Source organism: Pseudomonas sp. A125, from assembly GCF_055409485.1.
Genome location: NZ_JBUZVP010000046.1, coordinates 1 through 25,817 on the forward strand (window position 1 = coordinate 1; position 25,817 = coordinate 25,817).

Below are 25,817 nucleotides of genomic sequence, written 5' to 3' on the forward strand. Positions count from 1 at the left end.
TGATTACCAGGGCACCTGGGGCCTGATCCGCTTGCTGGAAAAAGCCCGCATCACCGTGCTGGACGACGGCGACAGCCGCTACCGCATGGAGCTCAAGGCTCCCGACGGGCTGAACCTGACCTGGAACCTGCGCACCGAACTGGGCGCGGGCCCGTTGGCGTTGCTCACGCTGCGGGGCTTCACGTTGCCGTCGCAGATCTTCCTCAATGAGGGGCCAGGCTATGCGCAGATTGGGAGAAGCGAATGAGTGTGCATCGTTTCCGTTCAGGCGCCTGGCAGGGCCAACTGCGGGTTGACGAAGTCAAAGGCCGCCAGCGAAAACCCTTGCTCATCCACCTGCAACGCCCACCCTTGCTTGTCCCAATCCCCCAGCACAATGCGCTTGGCCGCCTGTTCGCCAATCTGCAACTTGTGAATCGCCGGGCGGTGCGTGTGGCCATGCACCAACGTACGCACGCCGAATTGCTGCATCACCCTCGGCACTTCCTCAGGCGTCACATCGACAATGTCGTTGGCCTTCATCCGCACCTGGGCGCTGCTTTCACTGCGCAGCTTGCGCGCCAGCTTGTGCCGCGTACGCAACGGCAGGTGGCGCAGGATGAACAAAGTGATGGGGTTACGCAGGATGCGTCGCAACTTCATATAGCCAACGTCGCGGGTACACAGGCTGTCGCCGTGCATCAAGAGCACGGGCTCGCCGTAAAACTGCACCACACTCGGGTCCTTCAGCAAGGTGGCGCCTGCGGCTTTGCAGAACGCCTTGCCGATCAGGAAATCCCGATTGCCATGCATGATGAAAATCTGGGTGCCGCTGTCGCTCAGCTCGCGCAGAGCCTGGCCAATCGAACGCTGGAAGGGTGTCATCCCATCGTCGCCAATCCAGGCTTCAAAGAAGTCCCCCAGAATGTACAACGCCTGGGCGTAACGGGCGCGACCGTTCAGTAAATCCAGAAACGCCCGGGTTATATCCGGGCGCTCCTCTTCCAGATGCAAGTCTGAAATCAGCAATATCACTCAACGATCTCGGCTTTCTCGACGATAACGTCTTCTACCGGAACGTCCTGGTGACCTGCCTTGCCGGTGGTTTGCACACCCTTGATCTTGTCGACAACGTCCTGGCCTTCGGTGACTTTACCGAATACCGCGTAGCCCCAACCCTGCACGTTCTTGCCGCTGTGGTTCAAAAAGGCGTTGTCGGCCACGTTGATGAAGAACTGCGCGGAGGCCGAATGCGGCTCCATGGTACGGGCCATGGCGACGGTGTACTTGTCGTTGGAAAGGCCGTTGTCCGCTTCGTTCTGGATGCTTGGACGCTTGTCTTTCTTTTCTTTCATGCCAGGCTCGAAACCGCCGCCCTGGACCATGAAGTTGCCGATGACACGGTGGAAAACAGTGTTTTCGTAGTGGCCGGCTTTAACGTACTCGATGAAGTTGGCGACGGTGATCGGCGCTTTCTCGGCGTTCAGCTCGATGACGATGTCACCGTGGTTGGTGGTCAGTTTGACTTGAGTCATGTTCACTACTCTTTCAAGGAATTCGTGGGTTTGGGCGTTTTGCGCCTTACCTGCTTGGCAAAACGGCAGCCAAGGCGCGCAGTTTAGCGTGACCTGCGGGAATTTCGAGGTGGTTTTTTACCAGCGGTGCGTTAAATGCACCTGAACTCTGTCAGCGCCTTGACAGCATCAGCTATGATAAGCCCTTTGTTTTATCGGCCTGACTTCTGGCCAAGTACTTCGTCTGTTCAAGGATCCTATGAGCAAGCCCACTGTCGACCCTACCTCGAATTCCAAGGCCGGACCTGCCGTCCCGGTCAATTTCCTGCGCCCGATCATCCAGGCGGACCTGGATTCGGGCAAGCACACGCAGATCGTCACCCGTTTCCCTCCTGAGCCCAACGGTTACCTGCACATCGGCCACGCCAAGTCGATCTGTGTGAACTTCGGCCTGGCCCAGGAGTTCGGTGGCGTCACGCACCTGCGTTTCGACGACACCAACCCGGCCAAGGAAGACCAGGAATACATCGACGCTATTGAAAGCGACATCAAGTGGCTGGGCTTTGAATGGTCCGGTGAAGTGCGCTATGCCTCCAAGTATTTCGACCAATTGTTCGACTGGGCGGTGGAATTGATCAAGGCCGGCAAGGCCTACGTTGACGACCTGAGCCCGGAACAGGCCAAGGAATACCGCGGCACGTTGACCGAGCCGGGCAAGAACAGCCCGTTCCGTGACCGTTCGGTGGAAGAGAACCTGGACTGGTTCGCCCGCATGAAAGCCGGTGAATTCGCAGATGGCGCTCGCGTGCTGCGGGCCAAGATCGACATGGCCTCGCCGAACATGAACCTGCGCGACCCGATCATGTACCGCATCCGCCACGCCCATCACCACCAGACGGGCGACAAGTGGTGCATCTACCCGAACTACGATTTCACCCACGGTCAGTCGGACGCCATCGAAGGCATCACCCACTCCATCTGCACCCTGGAGTTCGAAAGCCACCGTCCGCTGTACGAATGGTTCCTCGACAGCCTGCCGGTACCCGCGCACCCGCGCCAGTACGAGTTCAGCCGCCTGAACCTGAACTACACCATCACCAGCAAGCGCAAGCTCAAGCAACTGGTCGATGAAAAGCACGTGTTTGGCTGGGACGACCCGCGCATGTCGACCCTGTCGGGCTTCCGCCGTCGCGGCTACACCCCGGCGTCGATCCGCAACTTCTGCGACATGGTCGGCACCAACCGTTCCGACGGCGTGGTGGATTTTGGCATGCTCGAATTCAGCATCCGCCAGGACCTCGACGCGAACGCTCCGCGCGCCATGTGCGTGCTGCGTCCGTTGAAAGTCGTGATCACCAACTACCCGGAAGACAAGGTCGAGAACCTCGAACTGCCGCGTCATCCACAGAAAGAAGAACTGGGCGTGCGCAAGCTGCCGTTCGCTCGCGAAATCTACATCGACCGTGATGACTTCATGGAAGAGCCGCCAAAAGGCTACAAGCGCCTGGAGCCGAACGGCGAAGTGCGCCTGCGCGGCAGCTACGTGATCCGTGCCGACGAAGCGATCAAGGACGCCGATGGCAACATCGTTGAACTGCGTTGCTCCTACGACCCGGATACCCTGGGCAAGAACCCGGAAGGCCGCAAGGTCAAAGGTGTGGTGCACTGGGTGCCGGCGGCTGCCAGCATCGAGTGCGAAGTGCGCCTGTACGATCGCCTGTTCCGTTCGGCCAACCCCGAGAAGGCCGAAGACAGCGCCAGTTTCCTCGACAACATCAACCCTGATTCGCTGCAAGTGCTCACTGGTTGTCGTGCCGAGCCATCGCTTGGCGACGCACAGCCGGAAGACCGTTTCCAGTTCGAGCGCGAAGGTTACTTCTGCGCGGATATCAAGGACTCGAAACCAGGTCAGCCGGTATTCAACCGTACCGTGACCTTGCGTGATTCGTGGGGCCAGTGATGCAGCCGTGAGCGGCTTTGCATAGAGAGAAAAGGAAGCATCGTGCTAACGATCTACAACACGTTGAGCAAAACCAAAGAAGTCTTCAAGCCGCTGGATGGCAACAAGGTGCGCATGTACGTGTGCGGCATGACCGTGTACGACTACTGCCACATCGGCCACGGCCGCAGCATGGTTGCCTTCGACCTGGTGACCCGCTGGTTGCGCTTCAGCGGTTATGACCTGACCTACGTGCGCAACATCACCGACATCGACGACAAGATCATCAATCGCGCCAACGAAAACGGCGAGTCGTTCGACGCGCTGACCGAGCGCATGATTGCTGCCATGCACGAAGACGAGGCTCGCCTCAACATCCTCAAGCCGGACATGGAGCCGCGTGCCACGGACCATATCCCCGGCATGCACGCGATGATCCAGATCCTGATCGACAAGGGTTACGCCTACGCCCCGGGCAATGGCGACGTGTACTACCGCGTCGCCAAGTTCATGGGCTACGGCAAACTGTCGCGCAAGAAAATCGAAGACCTGCGCATCGGTGCGCGGATCGAAGTCGACGAAGCCAAGCAAGACCCGCTGGACTTCGTGCTGTGGAAAGGCACCAAGCCTGGCGAGCCGAGCTGGGAGTCGCCATGGGGCGCCGGGCGTCCGGGTTGGCACATCGAATGCTCGGTGATGTCCACCTGCTGCCTGGGCGAGACCTTCGACATTCATGGCGGCGGCAGCGACCTTGAGTTCCCGCACCACGAAAACGAAATCGCCCAAAGCGAAGCGGCCACCGGCAAGACCTACGCCAACGCGTGGATGCACTGCGGCATGATTCGCATCAATGGCGAGAAGATGTCCAAGTCCTTGAACAACTTCTTCACCATTCGCGACGTGCTGGAAAAGTACCACCCGGAAGTGGTGCGTTACCTGTTGGTGTCGAGCCACTACCGCAGCGCGATCAACTATTCGGAAGACAACCTCAAGGACGCCAAGGGTGCGCTTGAGCGGTTCTACCATGCGCTGAAAGGCCTGCCAGCCGTGGCGCCTGCCGGCGGCGAAGCGTTCGTTGCGCGGTTTACCGAAGTGATGAACGACGACTTCGGCACACCGGAAGCCTGTGCGGTGCTGTTTGAAATGGTGCGTGAGATCAACCGTCTGCGCGAGAGCGATCTCGACGCAGCGGCGGGGCTTGCGGCGCGTTTGAAAGAGCTGGCAAGCGTGCTGGGCGTGTTGCAGATGGAAGCCGATGACTTCCTGCAAGCGGGCGCTGAAGGGCGTGTGGATGCGACTGAAGTGGATGCGCTGATCCAGGCACGTTTGACTGCCCGGGCCAACAAGGACTGGGCGGAGTCTGACCGGATCCGTGACCAACTGACCGCGATGGGTGTGGTGTTGGAAGACGGCAAGGGCGGGACGACATGGCGGTTGGCTGATCAGGCCTGATCGGTAAACGCTGAATGAAAAACGCCCCGACTGGTTCGGGGCGTTTTTTTTGCCTATATATCCGTTATTCGGGTATTGGCTACTATGGGGACCGCGCTGGCAGCGGACCACGGGCCGGACACCTGTGCGGGTACATAGTTGACATGTTCAAGGACAGATTAGGCCGGTTCAAGATCAAGCGCAGAGCTGCTTAATGTGGGAGCTGGCTTGCCTGCGATACAGACACCTCGGTACATCAGATACACCCAGTTGATGCCATCGCAGGCAAGCCAGCTCCCACAGTTGATCGTGCCCGCTTCTGATTTTGTTGTTGCTTCACCACACTCAAGCCGGCCGGCAGGCCGCTGTAAGAGCGGAACCCATATCTGCCCTGGCCAAAAAAACGGATATGTACTCGATTCAACCCAATCGCTCAATGAGCATCAGCGCTTGCCACTCACCTCATACCGGCTTTGAACAAACCCGTTATCCGACGCATACGTGCCGATATGCCGAAGCTCATGCCCACTGCCCGACTGGCTGAACAAGGGAATCCCCTGGCCCAGCACAACCGGAATACGCGTGATGATCAGCTCGTTGATCAAGCCCGCCTCAAGAAAAGCCTGAATCGTCTGGCCTCCTTTTCTGTGCGTTTGAAAACACCGACTGCCATTGTCCGGCAACGCTAATGTTAATTTAATCTTGCGGTGTAATAAGCGACCATTGCCAAAAATAACCACGGGCTGCCCGGCATGTGCCGATGCCCTTTTTTGTAATGCGAGGATGTAATGCGCCGTTGGTTAATCCGCTACCGTTACGCAATCATCTTTTGGCTGTGCTTCGGCGTGTTCCGTACGTCTTTGGCCGACTGGAACCCTATCCCGTCCGGCTCCATGCGCCCCACGTTGCTTGAGGGCGATGTGGTGCTGGTCAACCGCGTGGCGTACGACCTCAAACTGCCCCTTACGGACATATCCCTGGCCAAACTGAATAACCCCCGGCGCGGCGATGTAGTGACATTCTCGTCACCCAAGGACGGCATTCGTCTGATCAAGCGTATCGTCGGCATTCCCGGCGACACCCTGGAAATGCGCGATGAGGTGCTGTGGGTAAACGGCACACCGGCCACCTACAGTCATGGGCAGGACATCAGCGAGCCCCTCGCGCCTGGCCAGACAGTCCCGGGAATCAAAGTGACCGAGCTTGCGAACAACAGTCAGCGCACGATTCAGTTCATGCCGACGGTCCGTGCGTTGCGTAATTTCGGCCCGGTGGTCGTGCCTGCCGACAGTTATTTCATGCTGGGCGATAACCGCGACAACAGCGATGACTCCCGGTACATCGGGTTCGTGCCCCGTCGGCTGTTGATCGGGCACGCTCACCACATCGTGGCGTCAGCGCAGATCCTGGATCATTGGATGCCGCGATTGGGTCGATTTGGCGCGCCGATACTGTAGTGGGCTGATCAGGCTTTCGCGTTCAGCGCCCGCAGCGCAAACCCTGCAATGCGCTCCAGTTGCTCAACCGCCGCGCCGCCCTTGCTGGCGATTTTCATGCCGCTGAGGGTGGCCATCAGAAAATCACAAGCGCCCGACAGGTCGGTGGCGGCGGCCAATTCGCCCTGTTGCCGTGCTTGTTCCAGGGTTTGTTCGAACGCGTTGTGCAAGCGGCCGGCGCTGTGGGCGGTGAGTTGATTGACTTGCACGTCCTGCTGCCCAAATTCGCAGATCGCATTCACCCCCCATGCACCCCGCCGTGCCTTCGCGCAGGGCGCGGGTGGCGAAGGATTGCAAGGTGTCATGCAGCGCCTAGTGTTCCCGATACAGGTGCCGGGATCAGCGATTGAGGTTCTATTTTATGGGTTCTATTGTCGACCGGATTTCACCACCAAGGCGCCTGTCGGGGGGCTATTTCAGGTCGCTGTAGGTCAGGCGGAATTCCGACAACGCCGGGTGGCCGGCCTTCCACTGGCGCCCAAACGCCTTGCCTGCTTCTATTTTTTCAGCGTCCAGCTTGTCGGTCAGTTGCTGCAGATAGACGGCGGCATCACGGTGCTTCGGGTGTTGCCGGGTGCTGTCTGTCACCAGCCAGAACAAACCGTAGGCGTGGGCCGGGTTTGTCGCGTAGCCATAGCGGCTGACGCCATTGTCATCGACGTCGAACCCGGCGAGCGCGGTCGCGTAGGTCAGCACGGCGTTGAGTTCATTGAGCGCCAGGCGCCTTTCCAGGTAGGTCTGTTGGTAGGGAATGTTGTTGTAGTAATCCCTCCTGTTGGCCAGCCACGCCATCGCTGGCGGATAACCCTGCGCGGTGGCCGCATACCTCAACATCGAGTCGCGGGTGCTGGTGTTGTCGCCAACGGTTTTTTTGTCGAGCAACAGCGCTGCAATGTAATAAGCCTCTGCGCAACCGGCCTGGCCTGCCTTTACCAGCCAGGACTGGTCCTGGGTCAGCTCGTACAGTTGCAGTTTGGCGTCGCCGTCGCCCGCATCGGCAGCCGCCTGGGCGAGGCTGCGGGCTTCAGCCAGGGAGGCTTCGTCGCCCAGGCGCATCAGGGCGTAGACATGGCCCTGGGCAGCGGCCAGCCGGTACCAGGCCCGGGCGTCGCGACCAATGCTGCCTTCGCGGCGCCGAATCGCTTCACCCAGCGCATATTGGGATTGGACATCGCCAGCGGAGGCGGAGATGGTCAGCGGCGTCTCGCATTCCTCGAACTCGCCAAGGTGATACAGCTCCAGGCCCTTTTTTCTGGCGGCCTGTTGCTGGGCGTTAAGGTGGGAAATCAGCGAGCTCAAGGAATGGAGCAGGTCAAACAGCGTGGTCAGTGCATCGGAATGGGTGTACATGGGCATTACCTGTATGAAGAAGGAACGTTACCCAGTCAAGGTAAGGTGCCCGCGCCATACAGGGGTGGCAGATAATTATTGTGCCGGGTCAGCCGGTTTTTCAGCCCGGCGGCTGCTCACTTCGGCCGGCACATTGTCGCCGGCCATACGCTTGCGGAACAACGCCGTACGCGCCAGCAGCAACGTGGTGACCGGCACCGTGATCGACAGCAAGATCGGGATCAGCCAGCCGTGCAACACCGGCCCGGACTTGAGCACCGAAAAGTAGATGATCGATGCCAATGCCACACACCACGCGCCCAGGGTCGAGGCCAGCGCGGGCGGGTGCATACGCTGGAAGAACTCCTTCATCCGCAGCAACCCCAGCGCGCCGATCAGCGCAAACGCGGCGCTCGTCACCAATAAAACCGCGACGATCACTTCAACCCACAGCGGCAACACATCGATATTGATCATTCGATCACCTCCCCACGCAGCAGGAATTTCGCCAGGGCAAACGACCCCACAAAACCGAACAACGCAATCAACAGCGCCGCTTCAAAATACGTGTCACTGGCATACCGGATGCCCAACACCAGCATCATCAGCATCGCCAGGATATACAGGTAGTCCAGCGCCAGGACCCGGTCCTGGGCCGACGGGCCCTTGAACAGGCGGATCAGCGTCAGCACCATGGCCAGGGAAAACAGGAACAGGCTGAACAGGATCGCATTGGAGAGCAGGGCGCTCATTCGAAGATCTCCATCAGGGGCCGTTCGTAGGCGTGTTTGAAGTGCTCGATAAACTGCGCTTCGTCATCCAGGTCGAACACGTGGATCAGCAAAATGCTGCGGTCCAGGGCCAGTTCCGACCATATGGTGCCGGGCGTCACGCTGGTGATCATCGCCAGCACGGCGAGGCCGTTGGCGTCGCGCAGGTCCAGGGGGATTTTGATAAAGCGTGAGCGCGGTGGGCGTGAACCGCAGACCAGGATGCCCCAGGCCACGGCGAGGTTGGAGATGATCACGTCGCGGCCCACCAGGAAGAACAGACGGATGATCACACCCGGGCGACGGATGCGGATCGGCAGCGGGCGCAGTGGCGCCATCATCAGCGGCGCCGCGAAGCCGAGGATCGCCCCCAGCAGCAGGTTGCCGGGGCTTACGGACAGGTTCAGCACCAGCCACAGCAGCCACAGCGCCAACGACAGCCACGGGGCAGGGAACAGGCGCTTCATGGCTGCACCTCCAACGCGGCGGCCTTGGCTTCAGGGCTTGGCACTGGGCGCGTCGCCATGACCGCCATCACGTAGTGCTCCGGGTTGTTCAGGCTTTCGGCGGCGGCCTGGGTGTAGCGCATCAGCGGCTCGGCCTTGAAGGTCAGGGCGATGCTCAGGCCCAGCAGGAAGAAGATCGGCACGCATTCAAAGCGGCGCAGCAGCGGCGACGGGCGTTCTTCCGGGGTCCAGAAACGCTGGATGCCGAGGCGGGCGAAGGCGATCAACGAGGCCAGGCCAGAGAAGATCAACAACGCTACCAAGCCCCACGCTGCCGGGCGTATAGGCTCATCGACGGCATTGCCCAGGCCCATCGGGTTGATCAGGGCGCTGAGCAGACTGAGCTTGCCGATAAACCCCGACAGCGGCGGCATGCCGATGATCAGCAGCGCGCAGGCAATAAAGCTCAGGCCAAGAAAAGCCACGGTCCAGGGAATGACCTGGCCGACGACGGCTTTCTGTTCATCATCGAGGTTGGTGCCGGGCATTGGATGCAGGGATTCCATGGCCTTGGGCAGGGCTTCTATTTCATCGTCCAGGGGCATGTCGTTGGCCGAACGTGAGCGCTCGATCAACTCGGCCAGCAGGAACAGCGCGCTCAACGCCAGGGTGGAGCTGACCAGATAAAACAACGCTCCAGCGGTCAGGCTTGGCTGGGCAAAGCCTACCGCTGACAACAGAATGCCGGCGGACACCAGGATGCTCAGGCTGGCCATGCGCTCCAGGCGTTGCGCGGCGATCATCGCCAGCGCCGCGCAGACGATGGTTGCCATGCCGCCGTAGATCAGCCAGTCACCACCAAACAGTGCCGAGGCACCCGCCTGGCCGGAGAACAGCAGGTTCCACAGGCGCAGCACGGTGTACACGCCGACCTTGGTCATGATCGCAAACATTGCCGCTACCGGCGCACTGGCCGAGGAGTAGGCGGGCGCCAGCCAGAAGTTCAGCGGCCACATGCCGGCCTTGGCCAGGAACGCGACGGCGAGGATGCCCGCTCCGGCGTGCAGCAGGCCGCGATCGGCTTCCGGCACCAGGGGGATTTTCAGCGCCAGGTCGGCAAAGTTCAGGGTGCCGGTGACGCCATAGATCAGTGCTGCGCCAATCAGGAACAGGGTTGAGGCCAGCAGGTTGATCGCGATGTAATGCAGCCCCGACGACACCCGCGCACGGCCCGAACCATGCAGCATCAGGCCATAGGAGGCCGCCAGCAGCACCTCGAAAAACACGAACAGGTTGAACAGGTCGGCGGTCAGGAAGGCGCCATACAGGCCCATCAGCTGGATCTGGAACAGCGCATGGAAGCTGGTGCCGGCCCGGTCCCAGCGCGCCATGGCGAACAGCAGGGCGCTGACGCCGATGACCCCGGTGAGCACCAGCATCATGGCGGACAGTTGGTCCACCACCAGCACGATGCCGAACGGCACTTGCCAGTTGCCCGGCAGGTACACGCCGATGGAGCCTGGGCCGCCTTGCTGGGTCCAGTACAGCAACAGCACCGCAACGCCCAGGCCCACCATGCTGGAGAACAGGTTGATCCGTGCCTTGAGCGGGCGGTGTTTCTCGCCCAGCATCAGCATCAGCGCGGCGGTCAGCAACGGCAGCAGGATCGGCGCGATGATCAGTTGATTCATCCAGGTCATTCCTTGGGCTCCCGGCCGTCCACATGGTCAGTGCCGGTCAGGCCCCGGGATGCCAGCAGCACCACCAAAAACAGCGCCGTCATGGCAAAACTGATCACGATCGCCGTCAGCACCAAAGCCTGGGGCAGCGGGTCGGTGTAGTTGAGCAAGTCTTGCGGTACGCCGCTCTTGATGATCGGCTCCTTGCCGATAAACAGGCTGCCCATGCTGAAGATGAACAGGTTGACCCCATAGGACAGCAGGCACAGGCCCATCACTACCTGGAAGGTCCGTGGCCGCAGGATCAGCCACACACCGGAGGCTGCCAGCACCCCAATGGCAATTGCGATGACTTCTTCCATCAGGCGGCTCCTCCTGGGCTGGCAACGGCTTTCGCCTGGTTGCCGGGTTTATGGGCACGTACCGATTGGTGACCCAGGGCGGTGAGCATCAGCAAGGTCGAGCCGACCACCATGGCGTACACGCCGACGTCGAAGAACAGTGCGCTGGCGACGTGAATGTCGCCCAGCACCGGCAGGCTGAAGTGCCAGGTATGGGTGGTGAGGAACGGGTAGCCGGCCAGCAGCGCGCCAAGCCCGGTCAGGGTTGCCGACAGCAACCCAAAGCCCATCCAGCGCATTGGCCGCAGGCTCATCTGCGCCTCGACCCACTGGGTACCGGCGACCATGTACTGCAGGATGAACGCCACCGACATCACCAGCCCGGCGACAAACCCGCCGCCCGGTTGGTTGTGGCCGCGCATGAACAGGTAGAAGGAGACCACCAGGGCAATCGGCAGCAGCAGGCGCACCAGCACCGCCGGGACCATCATGAACCCCAGGGCGGTGTCGCTGGCCTGGCGCGGGTTGACCAGGTCGGTGGCCACGTCGGGTGCAAGCTGACGCTGTTGCGCGGGCAGCTCCATGCTTTCTTTTGAAGGGCGGAAGCGGCGCAGCAGGGCGTACACGGTCAGCGCCACGGCGCCGAGCACGGTGATTTCACCCAGGGTGTCGAAGCCCCGGAAATCCACCAGCATCACGTTCACCACATTGCTGCCGCCGCCTTCGGGCAGGGCGCGGCTGAGGTAGAACGAAGAGATGTCGTTGGGCGTCTGGCGGGTCAGCATCGCGTAGGACAGCAGCGCCATGCCGCCACCCACGACGGTGGACAACAGAAAGTCCCGCAGGCGACGGATGCGTGCCTTGCGCAGCGAACTGGGCAGCGGCGAGACTTCTTCGATCCGCCGTGGCAGCCAGCGCAGGCCCAGCAGGATCAGCACCGTGGTAACCACTTCCACCACCAACTGCGTCAGCGCCAGGTCCGGCGCCGAGAACCAGACGAACGTCACGCAGGTCATCAAGCCGCACACGCTGACCATGGTCAGGGCTGCCAGCCGGTGGTACTTGGCCTGCCAGGCAGCGCCCAGCGCGCAGGCAATCGCCAGCAGCCACAGGGTGACGAACACGATGGAGCCCGGGATCTTCGGCCGGTCGCCCCAACTGATGCCGCTGTAAAGCATCGGGATCAACCCGGCGATCACCGCCGCCAGCACCAGCAGGAACAGTTGGCTTTGCAGGCGCTTGGTGCTGATGCGTTTTTCGATCTTGCGCACCCCGCGCATCATCACCACCAGACAGCGCTCGAAGCCGCGCTTGCCGTTGAAGTAGCTGATGATCGGCGGGTATTTGAAGCGCCCCAGCTTGAGCTGTTTACGCAGCAGCAGGTACAGCACCACGCCGCCGGACATGGCCACCAGGCTCATGATCATCGGCGCGTTCCAGCCATGCCAGATGGCGAGGCTGTATTCCGGCAGCTCGCCGCCGACCACCGGCAGGGCCGCGGCGGCGAGGATCGAGCCGACCACCTGGGCCGGGAAAATCCCCACCAGCAGGCAGGTGAACACCAGCAATTCCACCGGCGCACGCATCCAGCGTGGCGGCTCATGCGGGGTGTGCGGCAGGTTGGTGGCCTTGGGGCCGAAGAACACATCCACGGTAAACCGCAGGGCATAGGCCACGCTGAAGGTACCGGCGATGGTCGCGATGACCGGCAGGGCGATTTCCACCCAGGCGGTGGCAGAGATGAACACCGTTTCGGCGAAGAACATTTCCTTGGACAGGAAGCCATTGAGCAGCGGCACGCCGGCCATGGACGCACTGGCGACCATCGCCAGCGTCGCGGTAAACGGAATCAGCTTGAACAGGCCGCTGAGCTTGCGAATATCCCGCGTGCCGCTTTCGTGGTCGATGATCCCGGCCGCCATGAACAGCGACGCCTTGAAGGTGGCGTGGTTAAGGATATGGAACACAGCGGCGACCGCCGCCAGCGGGCTGTTGAGGCCCAGCAGCAAGGTGATCAGCCCGAGGTGGCTGATGGTGGAGTAGGCCAGCAGGCCCTTGAGATCGTTCTGGAACATCGCGCAATAAGCGCCGAGCAGCAGGGTAATGGCGCCGGCACCGCCGACAATCCAGAACCATTCTTCGCTGCCGGACAGCGAGGGCCACAGCCGGGCCAGCAGGAACACGCCGGCCTTCACCATCGTCGCCGAGTGCAGGTAGGCCGACACCGGCGTCGGTGCCGCCATGGCGTGGGGCAGCCAGAAATGGAAGGGGAATTGCGCGCTTTTGCTCAGGGCGCCAATCAGCACCAGGGCGAGCATGATCGGGTACAGCGAATGGGCACGGATCTGATCACCGGCAGCCAGGACCTGGTCCAGGTCGTAGCTGCCGACGATATGCCCGAGCAGCATCACCCCCGCGAGCAGGCACAGACCGCCTGCGCCGGTGACCATCAGCGCCATATACGCGCCACGCCGGGCATCGGCGCGGTGGTGCCAATAGCCGATCAGCAGGAAGGAAAACAGGCTGGTCAGCTCCCAGAAAAACACGATCTGGATCAGGTTGCCGGAGATCACCAGGCCGAGCATGGCGCCCATGAAAGCCAGGAAAAACGCGAAGAAACGCGGCACCGGGTCATCCGGCGACATGTAATAACGGGCGTACAGCGACACCAGGGTCCCGATGCCCAGCACCAGCATCGAGAACAACCAGGCAAAGCCGTCCAGGCGCAGTACGAAGTTCAGCCCGAGGCTGGGTAGCCACATGAATTCTTCGCGAATCACGCCACCGTGGGCGATCTGGGGGTAGAGCAGGGCGACTTGAACGGTCCCCACCAGGGCCACAAGGCCGGCCAGCAGGGACTCTGTGTTACGTGCGTTGTGCGGCAGCAAGGCCGCCAGACAGCTGCCGATAAAAGGCAGAAGCAGTAGAACTATCAGGGACATAGGCTTCTAATCTGCGGGAGTTTGGGATGCATCATACGTGCCGGAATCTTGATCACCAAACGGCAAGATGTGGCAGGATCCTACAAGGTAGGCTGAAAAAGGCTATTTCGCATTGTTTCAGTAGGTGGACAGCAAACCCTAGCCCTGGGTTTCCTGTTCCAACTCATTCTGTGCCTCAAGCGCCTTTTGCACCCGGGTCTTCATCTCGCTGACAATCACCGCCGCCACGATCAACGCCGCGCCCAGCATGGCAATCGGCGGGAAGCGCTCGCCGGCGATTCGCCCGACCACGCCGGCCCACACCGGCTCACCGGCATAAATCAGTGTGGCGCGAGTCGGCGAGACGCTTTTCTGCGCCCAGTTCATCGCCACCTGGATCACCGCGCTGGTCAGGCCCAGGCCCACTGCGCTGAACAGCAGCAACCAGGAAAACCCCGGCAGCGCCTCGCCCATCGGCACCACCGTCAGGAACGACAGCACCGACGCCGTGGCCAATTGCACCACCGTCACCCGGCGTACATCCACCTGGCCGGCAAAGGCGCTGATCAGGATGATCTCGGCAGCAATGGCGATTGCACCGATCAACGTGGCGATTTCACCAGGGCTGAAATTCAGCGATGCACCCGCCGGGCCGGTCAGCAGCATCAACCCGGCAAACGCCAGCATGATGCCGATACTCGGCATCAATCCCGGCCGGCGGCCCAGCACCAGCCATTGCAGCAACGGTACGAACGGCACATACAGCGCGGTAATAAACGCCGACTGGCTGCTCAGGATTGTCTGCAAGCCAATGGTCTGCAACCCGTAGCCAAACATGATCGCCACACCGATAAAGCACCCGGCCTTCAACTCAAACAGAGTCAGGCTCCGCAGGCTGCGAAAGGAAAACGCGCCGACGATGAGCGCCGCCGCCGCAAACCGCAGGCCCACAAAAAACATCGGGCCGCTCACGGCCATGGCGTGCTGCACCAACAAAAAGGTGCCGCCCCAAATCATAGTGATCACCACCAATACACATTCGGCTTTGCTGAAACGGGAAAAAAACGGGGAGGTGGTCATGGCGGCTCGGTCTTGCACAGGAGGGGCGCGGACCGCACAATGCGCCGCAAGCTGGGCAGTATACTGCGCAACCCCACCCTGTGAGCAATATAGTGCACAAAGAAAATCCGCAACGGGCCTCGGTCCTGCAACACGTCAGCCAGAACGTTCGGCGCCTGCGCCATGCGGCGCAGTTGAGCCAGACGGCGTTGTCCGAAAAGTCCGGCGTGAGTCGGCGCATGCTCGTGGCGATTGAGGCCGGGGAGAAGAACGTCAGCCTGTCGACCCTCGACCGAGTGGCCGAAGCCCTGGACGTGGCCTTCAGCGACCTGATCCAGGCGCCGGATGCCCCCGATCACAGCCGCATCAACGAACTGGCCTGGGCGGGTGAAATCCCCGGGAGCAAGGCGGTGTTGCTGGCCAAGGCTACTGCGCGGCGGGAGGTGGAATTGTGGGAAATGCGCCTGGAAGTCGGTGACCGCTACATGCCCGAGCCCGATCCCGAGGGCTGGAGCGTGCAGCTCTTTGTATTCGAAGGTGCACTGACACTGGTGCTGGGTGACGAGGAAAAACACGTTGCCACCGGTGAGTTCCTGATGTTCCCCAGCCGCCTGCTTCACGCCTATCGCAATGACGGTGAAGTGGCCGTGCGGTTTGTGCGCAACGTGGTGATCTAACTGTTGGCAGCGCAACAGTGGTTGGACACTTTGCTGTTCTGAACCGCCCGCTATACCGCTGAATTGCCGGCAACCCACTGATTTCATTGGTCATTGGATTCAGGCACGACTCCTGCAATTGCTCCAGTATCTCTCTGGAGCCTGGAGTCGGCCCATGTCAGCCCAACCCCAACACCCTGCCCACATCATCCGCTCGGACGCCGAAGCCATCGCCATTGCCACCGAGTTGGCCAAGCGCTTCGCCGTGGAAGCCGGTGTGCGTGATCGCGAACGTCGCCTGCCGGTGGCCGAGCTGGACGAATTCTCTGCCAGCGGCCTGTGGGGCATCACCATTCCCAAGGCCTACGGCGGCGCCGGGGTTTCCTACGTGACAGTGGCCGAGGTGATCAAGCTGATCTCCGCCGCCGACCCGTCCCTGGGGCAAATTCCGCAGAACCACCTGGGCGTCGTCGACATCCTCCTGCAAACCGCCAGCGAGGAACAAAAGCAGCATTACTTCGCCAAGGTCCTGCAGGGCTACCGTTTTGGCAATGCCTTCTCCGAAGCCAAGAGCAAGAACGCCGGGACTTTTGACACGCAAGTGCGCTTTGACGGCGACAGCGCCTACATCAATGGCGAGAAGTTCTACTGCACCGGCGCACTGTTCGCGCATATCGTGCCGGCGGTGGGTGTCAACGAAAAAGACCAGGCCTTCATCGCCTTTGTCGAACGAGACGCACCGGGCCTGCAAGTGATCGACAGCTGGGACGGCTTCGGCCAGCGCACCACCGCCAGCGGCGGCGTAACCCTGGACGGTGTCAAGGTGCCGCTGAGTGCAGTGATTCCCGCTCACCAAGCCTTCGACCAGCCCACCGCCAACGGCCCGATTTCGCAGATCATCCAGGCGGCGGTGGACACCGGCATCGCCCTCGGCGCGCTGGAACAAGCCAAGGTCTACGCACGCCAGGCCCGGCCCTGGATCGACAGCCAGCAGGAGCACGGCTGGCAAGACCCGTTCACCATCGCCGCCATCGGCGATCTGGAATGGCGCGTCCATGGCACCGAAGCGATTCTGGCCAAGGCCGGCATTGCCGTCGACCAGGCCCTGGCCAACCCCAACGAAGACACCGTGGCCAACGCCTCGCTGGTCGTCGCCCAGGCCAAGGTGCTGTCGGCGGAAACCGCGTTGCTCGCCAGCAGCAAACTCTTCGAATTGGCCGGCACCCGCTCGGTGTCCGGCAAGCACAACCTCGACCGCTTCTGGCGCAATGCGCGCACCCACACCCTGCACGACCCGGCCCGCTGGAAATACCACCTGATCGGCAACTTCGTGCTCAACGGCGTCAAGCCTGCACGCCATGCCTGGAACTGAGGAGCTTTATCCATGACCGCACTGAATCAGGCGCGCCAACTGCTGGAAAGCACCCGGCGCTTTGTCGAGAAAAGTGATGACCCGTACGTAATCAGTCGCTTCGGCGATTTGCAGATTCGCGTGGAGGTAGCGGCCGCTTTGTTTGAGCGCGCCGAAACCCACCCAAGTCCGGTTGCCCTCACAGAAGCCCAGATCGCGGCGGCCGAAGCCCTCATCGCCGCCAGCAACGCCGAATTCGAATTGACCGGCCAGCGCACCGCGCTGCCGCCGACCCTCGACGACCCGTTGCGCTGGAAATACCAGATTGTCGGCAACTACCACCTCAACGGTGTCGCCCCTCGGAGTACTGTTTAATGCCTCGTGAAATCCGCTTGAACGCCTTCGACATGAACTGCGTCGGCCACCAATCCCCAGGTTTGTGGGCTCACCCACGTGACCGCTCGTGGCAGTACAAGGACCTGGAATACTGGACCGACCTGGCAAAAATCCTTGAGCGCGGCAAGTTCGACGGCCTGTTCATCGCCGACGTGCTGGGCGTCTACGACGTGTACAACGGCAACGGTGACGCGGCGATTCGCCAGGCCACCCAAGTGCCGGTCAACGATCCGCTGTCGCTGATCGCGCCCATGGCGCTGGTCACCGAACACCTGGGTTTTGGCCTGACGGCGTCGCTGTCCTTCGAACACCCGTACCCGTTCGCCCGGCGCCTTTCCACCCTCGATCACCTGACCAAGGGCCGCGTCGGCTGGAACATCGTCACCTCGTACCTGGAAAGCGGCGCGAAGAACCTCGGCCAGAAAGCCCAGACCGAACACGATGCGCGCTACGACTACGCCGAGGAGTACCTGCAGGTTTGCTACAAACTCTGGGAAGGCAGCTGGGAAGAGGGCGCGGTGCTGCGCGACCGCGAGCGACGGATCTTCAGTGACCCGAGCAAAATCCACGAGATTCGCCACGTCGGCAAACACTTCCAGGTGCCCGGCATTCACCTCTGCGAGCCTTCGCCACAGCGCACCCCAGTGCTGTACCAGGCGGGCGCCTCCAGCCGCGGCAAGCAGTTCGCCGCCGAGCAGGCCGAGTGCGTATTCGTGGCCGCACCGTCGAAAGTGCTGCTGAAGAAAACCGTCGCCGATATTCGCCGGCGTGCGGCAGAAGCAGGGCGTGACCCGAAGAAAATCCTGATCTTCAACTTGCAAACCGTCATCGTTGGCGAAACCGATGCCAAGGCGAAAGCCAAGTTTGAAGAGTACAAATCCTACGTCAGCTACGAAGGCGCGATGGCCCTGATCTCCGGCTGGACCGGCATCGATTTCAGCCAGTTCAAACCTGATGAGCCGCTCAAGCACGTGCATACCAACGCGATTCAATCGGCAGTGGAAGCGTTCTCCACGGCAGACCCGAACAAGGTCTGGACCCCGAATGAACTGGCGGACTGGGTCGGCATCGGTGGCTTTGGCCCGTTGTTTGTCGGCGGCCCGCAAACCGTGGCCGACCTGCTGCAGGAGTGGGTTGAAGAGACCGATGTGGATGGCTTCAACCTGGCCTATGCGCTGACCCACGAGACCTTTATCGACGCGGTCGACTTGTTGGTGCCGGAGTTGCAAAAGCGCGGCGTGTACAAGACCGAATATGCCAAGGGCACCCTGCGGGAGAAGTTGTTTGGGGACGGTGCGCGGTTGGCGGACAACCATCCTGGAGCCAGCTATCGTGACCTGAAGGCCACCGCGATCTAACGGGAGAAACTGAATCAATGTGGGAGCTGGCTTGCCTGCGATAGCGGAGTATCAGCCGGTAGAGATGCAAGCTGACTCACTGCTATCGCAGGCAAGCCAGCTCCCACATTTGATCTTCATCGATCCAACGATTTCAGCCAGCGGACCACCGCATGCTTGTGTCACCAATAGGAGCATCACCCTATGAGCGTGCATGAACTCGAACTGCCACTGGACGTGGAGTGGCCCGCCGAACGGGTCACGGTGTTGCCTGAGGCATTGGCGCAGTTGCGCCATTGGGCGCAAGTGACCCCGCTGCACAGCGCCCTGCGCCACAAGCGTGACGGCCAGTGGTATGCCTGGCGCTGGATTGATGCCCTGCGCGATGTCGAGCGCCTAACGGATGGCTTGCGCCAGCAGGGCTTTACCGAGCGTTCGCGGTTGGCCCTCAGCGGTGCCTTCGAGCCCGGTTTGCTGTTGCTGGCCCTGGCTGCCCAAGCCATCGGTGGGCGCATTTTGACCTTGGCCGATGACCTGGAGCCCACCGCCCTGGAGCAGCAACTGTGGCGTATCCGACCTACCCATGCCTATGTGCAGGGGCTGCAGCCGGCGGCGATTGTGCAACGGGTCGGCGCCGTGGATACGTCACAACGGCTGTGCCGCTGGTGGCAGCCCTGCGGCAAGACCGAACTGTGGAGCCAGGAAAGCACCCACTGGCAAGGCGGCCTCGCAGCCGTGCTGGAACAATGGCTGAACAGCGGCCATAGCCTGGGCTTCCCCGAGGCGCACTGAACTAGGCGTACCGTACCGATGTGCTGGATACTGCACGGGGCGATTTTTACCACAACCATTCAGGCACACAGTAAGGGCGCAATTTCATGAATGAAACCGAACGCGGACAGGCGACGAGCGCCATTCGCAACGCTGATGTGCTGATTGTCGGCGGCGGCCTGAGCGGCACGATGCTGGCGGTGCAGTTGCTGCGCCTGCCGGGCAAACGGCAGATCCTGGTGGTCGAACCGCGCCAGGAACTGGGGCGCGGCGAGGCCTACAGCGCGGTTGAGCTGGGCCACACCTTGAACGGCAACGCCGCACGCATGAGCGTCGACCCGGACAACGCCGACGACCTGACCCAATGGTTGACCGCCTACATCGCCGGCGGCGGCTGGCCCGAGTCGGATCAGCAGCACGTGCCCATCAGCGAACTGTTTCCGCCCCGCGGGATTTTTGGCCTGTACGCGCAACAACGGCTGGCCGAGGCCAAGGCGCTGTCGGCGTCGACCGTGGAGCATGTGCGCGCCGAGGTGGTGGACCTTGAGGTGGATGAACACGCCACCTTATTGACCTTGAGCGACGGCCAGCAACTGCGCGGTGCCTGTGCGGTGTTGGCCACCGGCATGTTCCCGGCGGCACGCACACCACAGACCGAGTCCAGCGGCTTGAATGCCGCCGCGGTGGACCCGTGGGATGTGCCGGCCATGACCCAGCTCGACCCGCAAGCCACCGTGCTGATCATTGGTTCCGGCCTGACCATGGTGGATGCCGTGGTGTCCCTGGAGCAGGCTGGTCATCGCGGGCCCATCGAGATTTTTTCGCGCCACGGCTTGCTGCCCCACGTGCGCCGGCAGCCGCCAACCTGGGTCGATTTCCTGGGTGAAGACCACAGCCTGCGCAGCCCCCGGCAATTGCTGCGGGAAGTGCGTCGCCAATGCCGGCTCGCGCTGGAGCAGGGGATTGACTGGCAAGCGCCGCTGGACACCGTGCGTGCCAATATCGGGCGGTTGTGGAGCCAGGCCAGCGAGGCCCAGAAACGTCAGTTCGTGCGGCATGTGCGGCCCTGGTGGGAAAGCCATCACCACCGTTCGCCGCCGCTGAGTGCCGAGCTGGTGGCGCGGTTGCACGGGGAAGGGCGGTTGCGGATTCAGGCGGCTTCGTACAAGGGGCTGGTGTCTTCGCAAGGCGATGTCACGATTCGCTTGCGTCATCGTGGCGAGCAGGCGGTCGTCGAGGTGGCGGGGGCGGCGCTGATCAATTCCAGCGGGATTGAATATGACTGGCGGCGCGTGGCCAGGCCGTTGCCCCGGCAGTTGCTCAAGCGCGGGTTGATCCAGCCCGGGCCGTTGGCGTTGGGGATTGCGGCGGATGCTTGCGGGGCGGTGCTGGATGCTCACGGGAATGTCAGCCAGCGCCTGTTTGCCATGGGCCCGCCGCTGCGCGGAATGTGGTGGGAAAGTACGGCGGTGACCGATGTGGCGATTCAGGCCAAGGCACTCGCCGCCAGGTTGGCACGCATCTAAATCTAATGTGGGAGCTGGCTTGCCTGCGATAGCGGTGGGTCAGCTGCATCTTTATCAACTGACAGATGGCTATCGCAGGCAAGCCAGCTCCTACAGGTCGGGTTCATGGCCCGGCCTTCACAAACCCCGGCTTCAGCCCGAACACCTCAACCCCCTGGGCGGTGGATTGCCCGGTGGTCACTCTCACTCGCTCCACCGGCTGATCCATCGCTGCCCGATACTCCACGGTCATTACACCCTCGCTGCGGCTGATCGCTTGGGCCGGCACCACAATCGCCTGGTCATTGTTGTAGGTCACGATGGTCAACCGCGCACTCATCCCCAGCCGCACCCGTTGCAGCTGTTGCGCGGTCAACTTGGGAATCGACAGCGTCACCGGAAACTGCGCACTGCCCTGGCTGTCGCTGGCAATCGCCAGGCCGCTGACCACGCTGACCGAGCCGGTCAATCGCTCGCCGTCAAACCCGTCGCCCATCACCTCTACCGCCTGGCCCTGGTGCAATTGGTTAATGTCCAGTTCCGAGACCTTGGCGACGATTTTCAGCTTTTCGATATTCGCCAGCCCAAACAGCACCTGGCCCTGGTTGACCTTGCTCCCGGCCTGCACCGGCGCGTTGTTGTTCCCGCTGCCCTGGGCCGATGAGCTGCTGCCCGGCGGCGGCACCACGATGCCGGAGAACGGTGCCTTGACCTCCTTGCCCTCGAGCAAGGTGCGCAGGGCGTCGTATTTCACCGTGGCATTGGTCAGCTCCATATCGGCGATCTGCCGGTATTCGCCCTTGCCTTGTTCTATCGCCTGTTGCAGTTCGCCGCGGGCGGCCAACAGGTCCAACTGTTGCTGGGTAGTCTGTTGCTTGAGGTCATCGAGTTCGTTGCGCGGGATGATGCCGCGCTTGAACAGGTTTTCGCTTTCGGTGAGTTTGCGCTGGGTGTTGCTGGCGGTCATTTCGGCGGTGCGCAGGTTGCGGCGCGCGCGGCCGACTTGCTGGCCGCTGTCCCAGTCCTGCATTTCCTGCACGGTGCGCCGGGCCTTGAGCTGGGCGGAAAGGGCATCGCGCAGTTGCACCTCAAGGGTGGCCGGGTCCATGCGCAACAGTACCTGGCCGGCGTCCACCCGCTGGCCCTGTTCCACCAGGTTGGCCTGCACATTGCCGTCGAAGGGGGCGGTGAGGGTGATGGTGGTATCGGGCTCGATCTTGCCCACCAGGCCGATCTGGTGCACCAGCGGGTCGACCTTTACCGCCAGCCATTGTTCGGCGTTGCCGAGCGGGTTGGCGGCCGGGCTCTGACGGCCGAGCAGGGTGATGCCGACACCGGCCACCAGCACGATCAACACGGCGCCCAGCAGGCGTTTTTTATCAGTAGTCATTGAGGGCGATTTCCCAACTTTCCAGCGTCATGCCCAGGGTCAGGTCGAACTGAGTCTGGGCGTTCAAATAGGCAATCAACGCATTGAGCCGCGAGTTTTCGGCGTTGCGCAGGTCGGTTTCGAAACTCAATACCTGGAAGTTGGTGGAGCGTCCGGCGCTGAGTTTTTCGCGTTCGATGTCGATCTTGCGTTTGGACAACTCCACCGCCCGCTGGGAAATTTCATACTGGCGCCAGCGGGTGCCAAGGTCACGCACCACATCGTTGACGTCGCGCTCCAGTTGCTGGCGGGCGTCGGCGATGATGATCTCCTGGTTTTCTACGTCGACCCGCGCGTGCACCTCGGCCTGGCGGGTGCTGATATCGCCGATGGGGATCTGCACCTGCACGCCGGCGTAACTGTCCCAGCGCCGGTTGTTGGTATTGCCGGCATCGTTGTTGTAGGCGTCACGCACCTGGTTGGCGCCGGCCACCAGGTCCACTTGCCAGCGCCCGGAGTCCTTGGCGATTACCAGGTTGAGGTCGGCCTGCTGGCTGCCGAGCAGGGTGGCGAGGTATTCCGGTTGCTGGTTTTGCGCCAGGACGAAGGCCTGGCGCTTGTCGATGTCCATGCGCTTGGCCTCCAGCGCCTCGGTGGCGCGGATCGGCGTCGACAGGTCAAGGGCCAGCAGGCGCAGCAGGGCCAGGCGACTGGTGTCGAGTTGGTTCTGGGCTTCTTCCACCCCCAGTTGCTGGGTGGCGATATCGGCTTCGGTCTGCACGATTTCGAATTCGGCCATGCGCCCGGCACTGATCAGTGCCTTGTTCACTTCCAGCAGTGTGTCGGAGCGCTTGAGGGCGTCCTGGACGATGCTCAACTGTTCCTGGGCCCGCAGCAACTCGCGGTAGGTGGCGATGATATTGCTGATGGTCTGCGCCACGTTGGCCTTGAGGTTCAGGCGGTTGGCCTGTTCCGCCAGGCGTGAGAGGCGCAGCGGGGCGGTGGTGGCATCCCAGCCGGCACCGCGCATCAATGGCTGGATCACCGACAGGTCGAGGCCGTCGCTGCGGTAGCGCCCGGCGCGATCGGCGTTGTTCAGTTGCTGGGTCCAGTTCATGCTCAGGCGCGTGCCGTACTCGCCGAGCAGGGTGGCATTGGGTGCCAGGTTGGCATTGCGGGCATTGTCGTCGGTGCCCCGGGTGGCGCGGTAATAGCTGTTGAGTGTCAGTTTTGGGTTGAAGGTGTCTTCGGCCACCCGCAGGTCGAATTTTTGCGCCACCCGTTGCAGGTAAGCGCTGCGAATCGCCGGGTTGTTGCGCAGGCCCAGGTACACCGCATCGCCCAGGGTCAGGGTGGTGGACTGGGCACTCAACGACACGCTGCGTTCATAGCCGCTGCGGGTGGTGCTGGGCGCCGAAGGACGGATCACCACGTCAGAGGCCACGCTGTGCAGGCTGAACAGGGCGAGCATCAACAGCAGCCGCTTATTCATCGCGCAGGGCCTCCACCGGCTGCAGGCGCGAGGCCGACACGGCCGGGTAAATCCCGAAAAACAACCCCACCAGCAGCGTACTGCCCACGCCCAGCGGCAATGCGGCAACCGCCAGGGAAAATTGCCAGCCAGAGAGCCACGCATACAGGTAGGCGGCGGTCATGCCCAGCACTGCGCCGCACAGGGCACCGACGGCGGTCAGGGTGACGGCCTCCAGCAGGAACAGGTTGCGAATGTCCCGCTGGCGCGCGCCCAGGGCCATGCGAATCCCGATTTCCCGACGCCGCTCCGAGACGTTCATCAGCATTACGTTCATCACTCCCACGCCGCCGCCCACCAGGGATATCGCGCCCAGGGCCAGCAGCAGGTAAGCGAAGGTACGGCTTTGCCGGGTCATGCCATCGATCATTTGCTGGGGAACCTGGATGTCGACATCGTGGTCGGTGAGTTGGGTTCGCAGTGCCGACGCCGCATCCCGGGCCACACGTTCCATGTCCTGGCCCGGGGTGGCGCGGATGATCACGTTGCCAATTTGTGGGCTGGCGAAGATCCGGCGCATGCCCGGGGCGGGAACGAACAGCGATTCGTTGGCCTGTACAGGGATCAGCATTGCCCGGGGCTGGCTGTGCAGAACGCCCACCACCAAAAACAGATAATCGTTGATACGCACTCGGTCGCCGACTTGCAGCGGGTCGCCCGGAGCGCTCAACGCCTGGACGATTTGGTCGCCGACGACTGCGTAGGTTTCCCCCACATCGAAACTCGACAGCGAGCGCCCGTCGCGCACCGACAGGCGCATCGCATCCTGCAAGTCTGGCGTACTGCCCACGAAGCTTGCGTTGAAGGTGCGGCCATGGAACACCACCGGCCCGCTGAACAACGAGACCGCACCGATATGGGCGATGCCGGGCACGTTTTTGCGCACCGCTTCCAGGTCCAGGCTGGCAGGCATCGGCGCGGTGCTGGCGCCTTTTGGCGGGAACTGCGCCACCAGGGTATCGGTGCCCATGTCCTTGAAAATCATCGCTGCGTCTTCGGCGGCGTTGTGCCCGATATTGATCAGCGCCACCACCGACGAACTGCCGATGACGATGCCCAGCAAGGCCAGGATCGAGCGTTTGCCCAGGGTGCGCAGGCTCACAAACGCCTCGTGCAGCAATTGGCTCAGGCTGTGTTCGACCCGCAGGCTCATAGGCGCCCGGCCTCTTGAACCACACCATTGCGCACCAGGATCTTGCGGTTCAGGCGCTCGGCGATGTGTGGGTCATGGGTGACGATAATCAGCGTCACCTGTTGCTCGCGGTTGAGCCCCAGCAACAGGTCCATGATCTCCTGGGCAGTGGTGCTGTCGAGGTTGCCGGTGGGTTCGTCGGCGAGGATCACCGACGGGTTGCCCACCAATGCGCGGGCGATGGCCACCCGCTGGCGCTGGCCGCCGGACAGGTCGGCCGGGCGATGGTGGGCGCGCTCGGCCAGGCCCACCTGGTCGAGCATGCGCATTGCCTGTTCCACCGAGTCATGCCGGGACACGCCGCGGTAGCTCAGGGGCAGGGCGACGTTGTCCAGGGCGCTGAGGCGCGGCAGCAGGTTGAAGCTTTGAAAGACGAAACCGATCTGCTGATTGCGGATCGCCGCCAGTTGATCCGGGCTGGCGCTGAAAATGTCATGGCCGGCAAAGTGGTATTCGCCGCAGTCGGGCAGGTCGAGCAGACCAAGGATATTGAGCAGGGTACTTTTGCCGGAGCCGGACGCGCCGAGGATGCCGCAGCTGTCACCGGTTTTGATGGCCAGGCATACGTCATTGAGAATTGACAGGTGTTGACCGGCCAGCTGATAGCTTTTGCCGATGCCTTTTAGGGAGATGAGGCCTGGGTGCGTGGGGGTATCGGTCATCATGACTACGCCTGCAGCCTCGACCACGCCATGCCTCCTCCGAAAATCCTTGTAACAAGTTCGGGAGCTGCCTGGTACGCGTCACGGACTGGTTTTATTTCTTGTTTTTAAAATATTGTTTGAATACTAACCGCGATCCAGCC

The 25,817-nt window shown here is 62.0% G+C and carries 24 protein-coding genes and 2 pseudogenes; 10 read left to right on the forward strand and 16 right to left on the reverse strand.

Translation table 11 applies throughout. The features are described from left to right. A pseudogene (locus tag ACZRN6_RS34285) lies at positions 1-247 on the forward strand (hypothetical protein); the annotation flags it as partial. A gap of 17 nt (positions 248-264) precedes the next feature. Here ACZRN6_RS34285 and lpxH read toward each other — a convergent pair. Together lpxH and ACZRN6_RS34295 are read right to left on the reverse strand one after the other, a co-directional pair. Continuing rightward, positions 265-1,014 (reverse strand): UDP-2,3-diacylglucosamine diphosphatase, encoded by a 750-nt coding sequence (lpxH, locus tag ACZRN6_RS34290; protein ID WP_464009875.1) that lies wholly within the window; start codon positions 1,012-1,014, stop codon positions 265-267. Then, complete coding sequence (locus ACZRN6_RS34295; RefSeq protein WP_010166979.1) at positions 1,011-1,514, reverse strand: peptidylprolyl isomerase; 504 nt, start codon at positions 1,512-1,514, stop codon at positions 1,011-1,013. Before ACZRN6_RS34295 ends, lpxH begins: the two co-directional genes overlap by 4 nt. Positions 1,515-1,752: 238 nt before the next feature. Between ACZRN6_RS34295 and ACZRN6_RS34300 the strand changes: the two genes are divergently transcribed. Both ACZRN6_RS34300 and cysS read left to right on the forward strand, forming a co-directional pair. After that, a complete protein-coding gene (locus ACZRN6_RS34300; RefSeq protein WP_322146093.1) occupies positions 1,753-3,453 on the forward strand; it encodes a glutamine--tRNA ligase/YqeY domain fusion protein in 1,701 nt (566 codons plus the stop codon). Between the two features lie 42 nt (positions 3,454-3,495). Then, positions 3,496-4,884: a cysteine--tRNA ligase gene (gene cysS / locus ACZRN6_RS34305; RefSeq protein ID WP_464009876.1), complete on the forward strand. Its 1,389-nt coding sequence runs from the start codon at positions 3,496-3,498 to the stop codon at positions 4,882-4,884. A 422-nt stretch (positions 4,885-5,306) separates the two neighbouring features. Here the strand turns inward: cysS and ACZRN6_RS34310 are convergent. After that, positions 5,307-5,504: pseudogene (locus tag ACZRN6_RS34310) on the reverse strand (dihydrofolate reductase family protein); the annotation flags it as partial. A 147-nt stretch (positions 5,505-5,651) separates the two neighbouring features. Between ACZRN6_RS34310 and lepB the strand changes: the two are divergent. Beyond that, complete coding sequence (gene lepB / locus ACZRN6_RS34315) at positions 5,652-6,320, forward strand: signal peptidase I (protein WP_322146091.1); 669 nt, start codon at positions 5,652-5,654, stop codon at positions 6,318-6,320. A gap of 8 nt (positions 6,321-6,328) precedes the next feature. On the opposite strand, the gene ACZRN6_RS34320 is transcribed toward lepB, so the two are convergent. The 9 genes from ACZRN6_RS34320 to ACZRN6_RS34360 all read right to left on the reverse strand — a co-directional run bounded on the left by ACZRN6_RS34320 (position 6,329) and on the right by ACZRN6_RS34360 (position 14,925). After that, a complete protein-coding gene (locus tag ACZRN6_RS34320) occupies positions 6,329-6,601 on the reverse strand; it encodes a TetR family transcriptional regulator C-terminal domain-containing protein (protein ID WP_464009877.1) in 273 nt (90 codons plus the stop codon). A gap of 169 nt (positions 6,602-6,770) precedes the next feature. Then, complete coding sequence (locus ACZRN6_RS34325) at positions 6,771-7,709, reverse strand: SEL1-like repeat protein (RefSeq protein WP_464009878.1); 939 nt, start codon at positions 7,707-7,709, stop codon at positions 6,771-6,773. Between the two features lie 75 nt (positions 7,710-7,784). After that, entirely contained in the window at positions 7,785-8,165 is a 381-nt protein-coding gene (locus tag ACZRN6_RS34330) for a Na+/H+ antiporter subunit G (protein WP_322146088.1), read from the reverse strand. Next, the gene (locus ACZRN6_RS34335) at positions 8,162-8,440 is read right to left on the reverse strand and encodes a K+/H+ antiporter subunit F (RefSeq protein ID WP_005789171.1); all 279 of its coding nucleotides are present in this window, start codon (positions 8,438-8,440) and stop codon (positions 8,162-8,164) included. Before ACZRN6_RS34335 ends, ACZRN6_RS34330 begins: the two co-directional genes overlap by 4 nt. Further along, on the reverse strand, positions 8,437-8,925 hold the full coding sequence (locus ACZRN6_RS34340) for a Na+/H+ antiporter subunit E (protein WP_464009879.1): 489 nt from the start codon (positions 8,923-8,925) through the stop codon (positions 8,437-8,439). Before ACZRN6_RS34340 ends, ACZRN6_RS34335 begins: the two co-directional genes overlap by 4 nt. Continuing rightward, positions 8,922-10,604 carry a monovalent cation/H+ antiporter subunit D gene (locus ACZRN6_RS34345; protein WP_322146086.1) on the reverse strand — a complete coding sequence of 561 codons (1,683 nt, stop codon included), beginning with the start codon at positions 10,602-10,604 and terminating at the stop codon, positions 8,922-8,924. Before ACZRN6_RS34345 ends, ACZRN6_RS34340 begins: the two co-directional genes overlap by 4 nt. Beyond that, on the reverse strand, positions 10,601-10,945 hold the full coding sequence (locus ACZRN6_RS34350; protein ID WP_322146085.1) for a Na+/H+ antiporter subunit C: 345 nt from the start codon (positions 10,943-10,945) through the stop codon (positions 10,601-10,603). The genes ACZRN6_RS34345 and ACZRN6_RS34350 overlap by 4 nt, the downstream gene beginning before the upstream one ends. After that, positions 10,945-13,866, reverse strand: coding sequence for a monovalent cation/H+ antiporter subunit A (locus ACZRN6_RS34355; RefSeq protein WP_322146084.1), 2,922 nt, complete (start codon positions 13,864-13,866; stop codon positions 10,945-10,947). Before ACZRN6_RS34355 ends, ACZRN6_RS34350 begins: the two co-directional genes overlap by 1 nt. Positions 13,867-14,004: 138 nt before the next feature. Next, positions 14,005-14,925 (reverse strand): DMT family transporter, encoded by a 921-nt coding sequence (locus ACZRN6_RS34360; RefSeq protein ID WP_464009880.1) that lies wholly within the window; start codon positions 14,923-14,925, stop codon positions 14,005-14,007. Between the two features lie 92 nt (positions 14,926-15,017). On the opposite strand from ACZRN6_RS34360, the gene ACZRN6_RS34365 reads away from it, so the two are divergent. The 6 genes from ACZRN6_RS34365 (at position 15,018) to ACZRN6_RS34390 (ending at position 20,941) form a co-directional block, all read left to right on the forward strand. Next, on the forward strand, positions 15,018-15,581 hold the full coding sequence (locus ACZRN6_RS34365) for a helix-turn-helix domain-containing protein (protein ID WP_464009881.1): 564 nt from the start codon (positions 15,018-15,020) through the stop codon (positions 15,579-15,581). A gap of 154 nt (positions 15,582-15,735) precedes the next feature. After that, entirely contained in the window at positions 15,736-16,932 is a 1,197-nt protein-coding gene (locus ACZRN6_RS34370) for an SfnB family sulfur acquisition oxidoreductase (RefSeq protein ID WP_464009882.1), read from the forward strand. Positions 16,933-16,944: 12 nt separating this feature from the next. Then, positions 16,945-17,286 (forward strand): acyl-CoA dehydrogenase, encoded by a 342-nt coding sequence (locus ACZRN6_RS34375; protein WP_017477002.1) that lies wholly within the window; start codon positions 16,945-16,947, stop codon positions 17,284-17,286. Beyond that, positions 17,286-18,665, forward strand: a complete 1,380-nt coding sequence (locus tag ACZRN6_RS34380; protein WP_464009883.1) for an LLM class flavin-dependent oxidoreductase — start codon at positions 17,286-17,288, stop codon at positions 18,663-18,665. Before ACZRN6_RS34375 ends, ACZRN6_RS34380 begins: the two co-directional genes overlap by 1 nt. Positions 18,666-18,848: 183 nt before the next feature. Continuing rightward, entirely contained in the window at positions 18,849-19,436 is a 588-nt protein-coding gene (locus ACZRN6_RS34385; RefSeq protein ID WP_464009884.1) for a hypothetical protein, read from the forward strand. A gap of 86 nt (positions 19,437-19,522) precedes the next feature. After that, entirely contained in the window at positions 19,523-20,941 is a 1,419-nt protein-coding gene (locus ACZRN6_RS34390; RefSeq protein WP_322146078.1) for an FAD/NAD(P)-binding protein, read from the forward strand. A 103-nt stretch (positions 20,942-21,044) separates the two neighbouring features. On the opposite strand, the gene ACZRN6_RS34395 is transcribed toward ACZRN6_RS34390, so the two are convergent. The 4 genes from ACZRN6_RS34395 to ACZRN6_RS34410 are packed head-to-tail and all read right to left on the reverse strand — an operon-like array spanning position 21,045 to position 25,677. Next, positions 21,045-22,310 (reverse strand): efflux RND transporter periplasmic adaptor subunit, encoded by a 1,266-nt coding sequence (locus ACZRN6_RS34395; protein WP_464009885.1) that lies wholly within the window; start codon positions 22,308-22,310, stop codon positions 21,045-21,047. Continuing rightward, positions 22,300-23,781, reverse strand: a complete 1,482-nt coding sequence (locus tag ACZRN6_RS34400) for a TolC family protein (RefSeq protein WP_464009886.1) — start codon at positions 23,779-23,781, stop codon at positions 22,300-22,302. Before ACZRN6_RS34400 ends, ACZRN6_RS34395 begins: the two co-directional genes overlap by 11 nt. Then, complete coding sequence (locus ACZRN6_RS34405; RefSeq protein WP_464009887.1) at positions 23,774-24,973, reverse strand: ABC transporter permease; 1,200 nt, start codon at positions 24,971-24,973, stop codon at positions 23,774-23,776. The genes ACZRN6_RS34400 and ACZRN6_RS34405 overlap by 8 nt, the downstream gene beginning before the upstream one ends. Continuing rightward, entirely contained in the window at positions 24,970-25,677 is a 708-nt protein-coding gene (locus ACZRN6_RS34410; protein WP_322146074.1) for an ABC transporter ATP-binding protein, read from the reverse strand. The genes ACZRN6_RS34405 and ACZRN6_RS34410 overlap by 4 nt, the downstream gene beginning before the upstream one ends. Positions 25,678-25,817 lie beyond the last annotated feature (140 nt).

Coding starts and splice junctions, on each gene's coding strand:
- ACZRN6_RS34295 (WP_010166979.1), bottom strand. CDS start 1,514: ATGACTCAAGTCAAACTGACCACCAACCACGGTGACATCGTCATCGAG.
- ACZRN6_RS34300 (WP_322146093.1), top strand. CDS start 1,753: ATGAGCAAGCCCACTGTCGACCCTACCTCGAATTCCAAGGCCGGACCT.
- lepB (WP_322146091.1), top strand. CDS start 5,652: ATGCGCCGTTGGTTAATCCGCTACCGTTACGCAATCATCTTTTGGCTG.
- ACZRN6_RS34325 (WP_464009878.1), bottom strand. CDS start 7,709: ATGTACACCCATTCCGATGCACTGACCACGCTGTTTGACCTGCTCCAT.
- ACZRN6_RS34330 (WP_322146088.1), bottom strand. CDS start 8,165: ATGATCAATATCGATGTGTTGCCGCTGTGGGTTGAAGTGATCGTCGCG.
- ACZRN6_RS34335 (WP_005789171.1), bottom strand. CDS start 8,440: ATGAGCGCCCTGCTCTCCAATGCGATCCTGTTCAGCCTGTTCCTGTTT.
- ACZRN6_RS34340 (WP_464009879.1), bottom strand. CDS start 8,925: ATGAAGCGCCTGTTCCCTGCCCCGTGGCTGTCGTTGGCGCTGTGGCTG.
- ACZRN6_RS34345 (WP_322146086.1), bottom strand. CDS start 10,604: ATGACCTGGATGAATCAACTGATCATCGCGCCGATCCTGCTGCCGTTG.
- ACZRN6_RS34350 (WP_322146085.1), bottom strand. CDS start 10,945: ATGGAAGAAGTCATCGCAATTGCCATTGGGGTGCTGGCAGCCTCCGGT.
- ACZRN6_RS34355 (WP_322146084.1), bottom strand. CDS start 13,866: ATGTCCCTGATAGTTCTACTGCTTCTGCCTTTTATCGGCAGCTGTCTG.
- ACZRN6_RS34360 (WP_464009880.1), bottom strand. CDS start 14,925: ATGACCACCTCCCCGTTTTTTTCCCGTTTCAGCAAAGCCGAATGTGTA.
- ACZRN6_RS34370 (WP_464009882.1), top strand. CDS start 15,736: ATGTCAGCCCAACCCCAACACCCTGCCCACATCATCCGCTCGGACGCC.
- ACZRN6_RS34375 (WP_017477002.1), top strand. CDS start 16,945: ATGACCGCACTGAATCAGGCGCGCCAACTGCTGGAAAGCACCCGGCGC.
- ACZRN6_RS34380 (WP_464009883.1), top strand. CDS start 17,286: ATGCCTCGTGAAATCCGCTTGAACGCCTTCGACATGAACTGCGTCGGC.
- ACZRN6_RS34385 (WP_464009884.1), top strand. CDS start 18,849: ATGAGCGTGCATGAACTCGAACTGCCACTGGACGTGGAGTGGCCCGCC.
- ACZRN6_RS34390 (WP_322146078.1), top strand. CDS start 19,523: ATGAATGAAACCGAACGCGGACAGGCGACGAGCGCCATTCGCAACGCT.
- ACZRN6_RS34395 (WP_464009885.1), bottom strand. CDS start 22,310: ATGACTACTGATAAAAAACGCCTGCTGGGCGCCGTGTTGATCGTGCTG.
- ACZRN6_RS34400 (WP_464009886.1), bottom strand. CDS start 23,781: ATGAATAAGCGGCTGCTGTTGATGCTCGCCCTGTTCAGCCTGCACAGC.
- ACZRN6_RS34405 (WP_464009887.1), bottom strand. CDS start 24,973: ATGAGCCTGCGGGTCGAACACAGCCTGAGCCAATTGCTGCACGAGGCG.
- ACZRN6_RS34410 (WP_322146074.1), bottom strand. CDS start 25,677: ATGATGACCGATACCCCCACGCACCCAGGCCTCATCTCCCTAAAAGGC.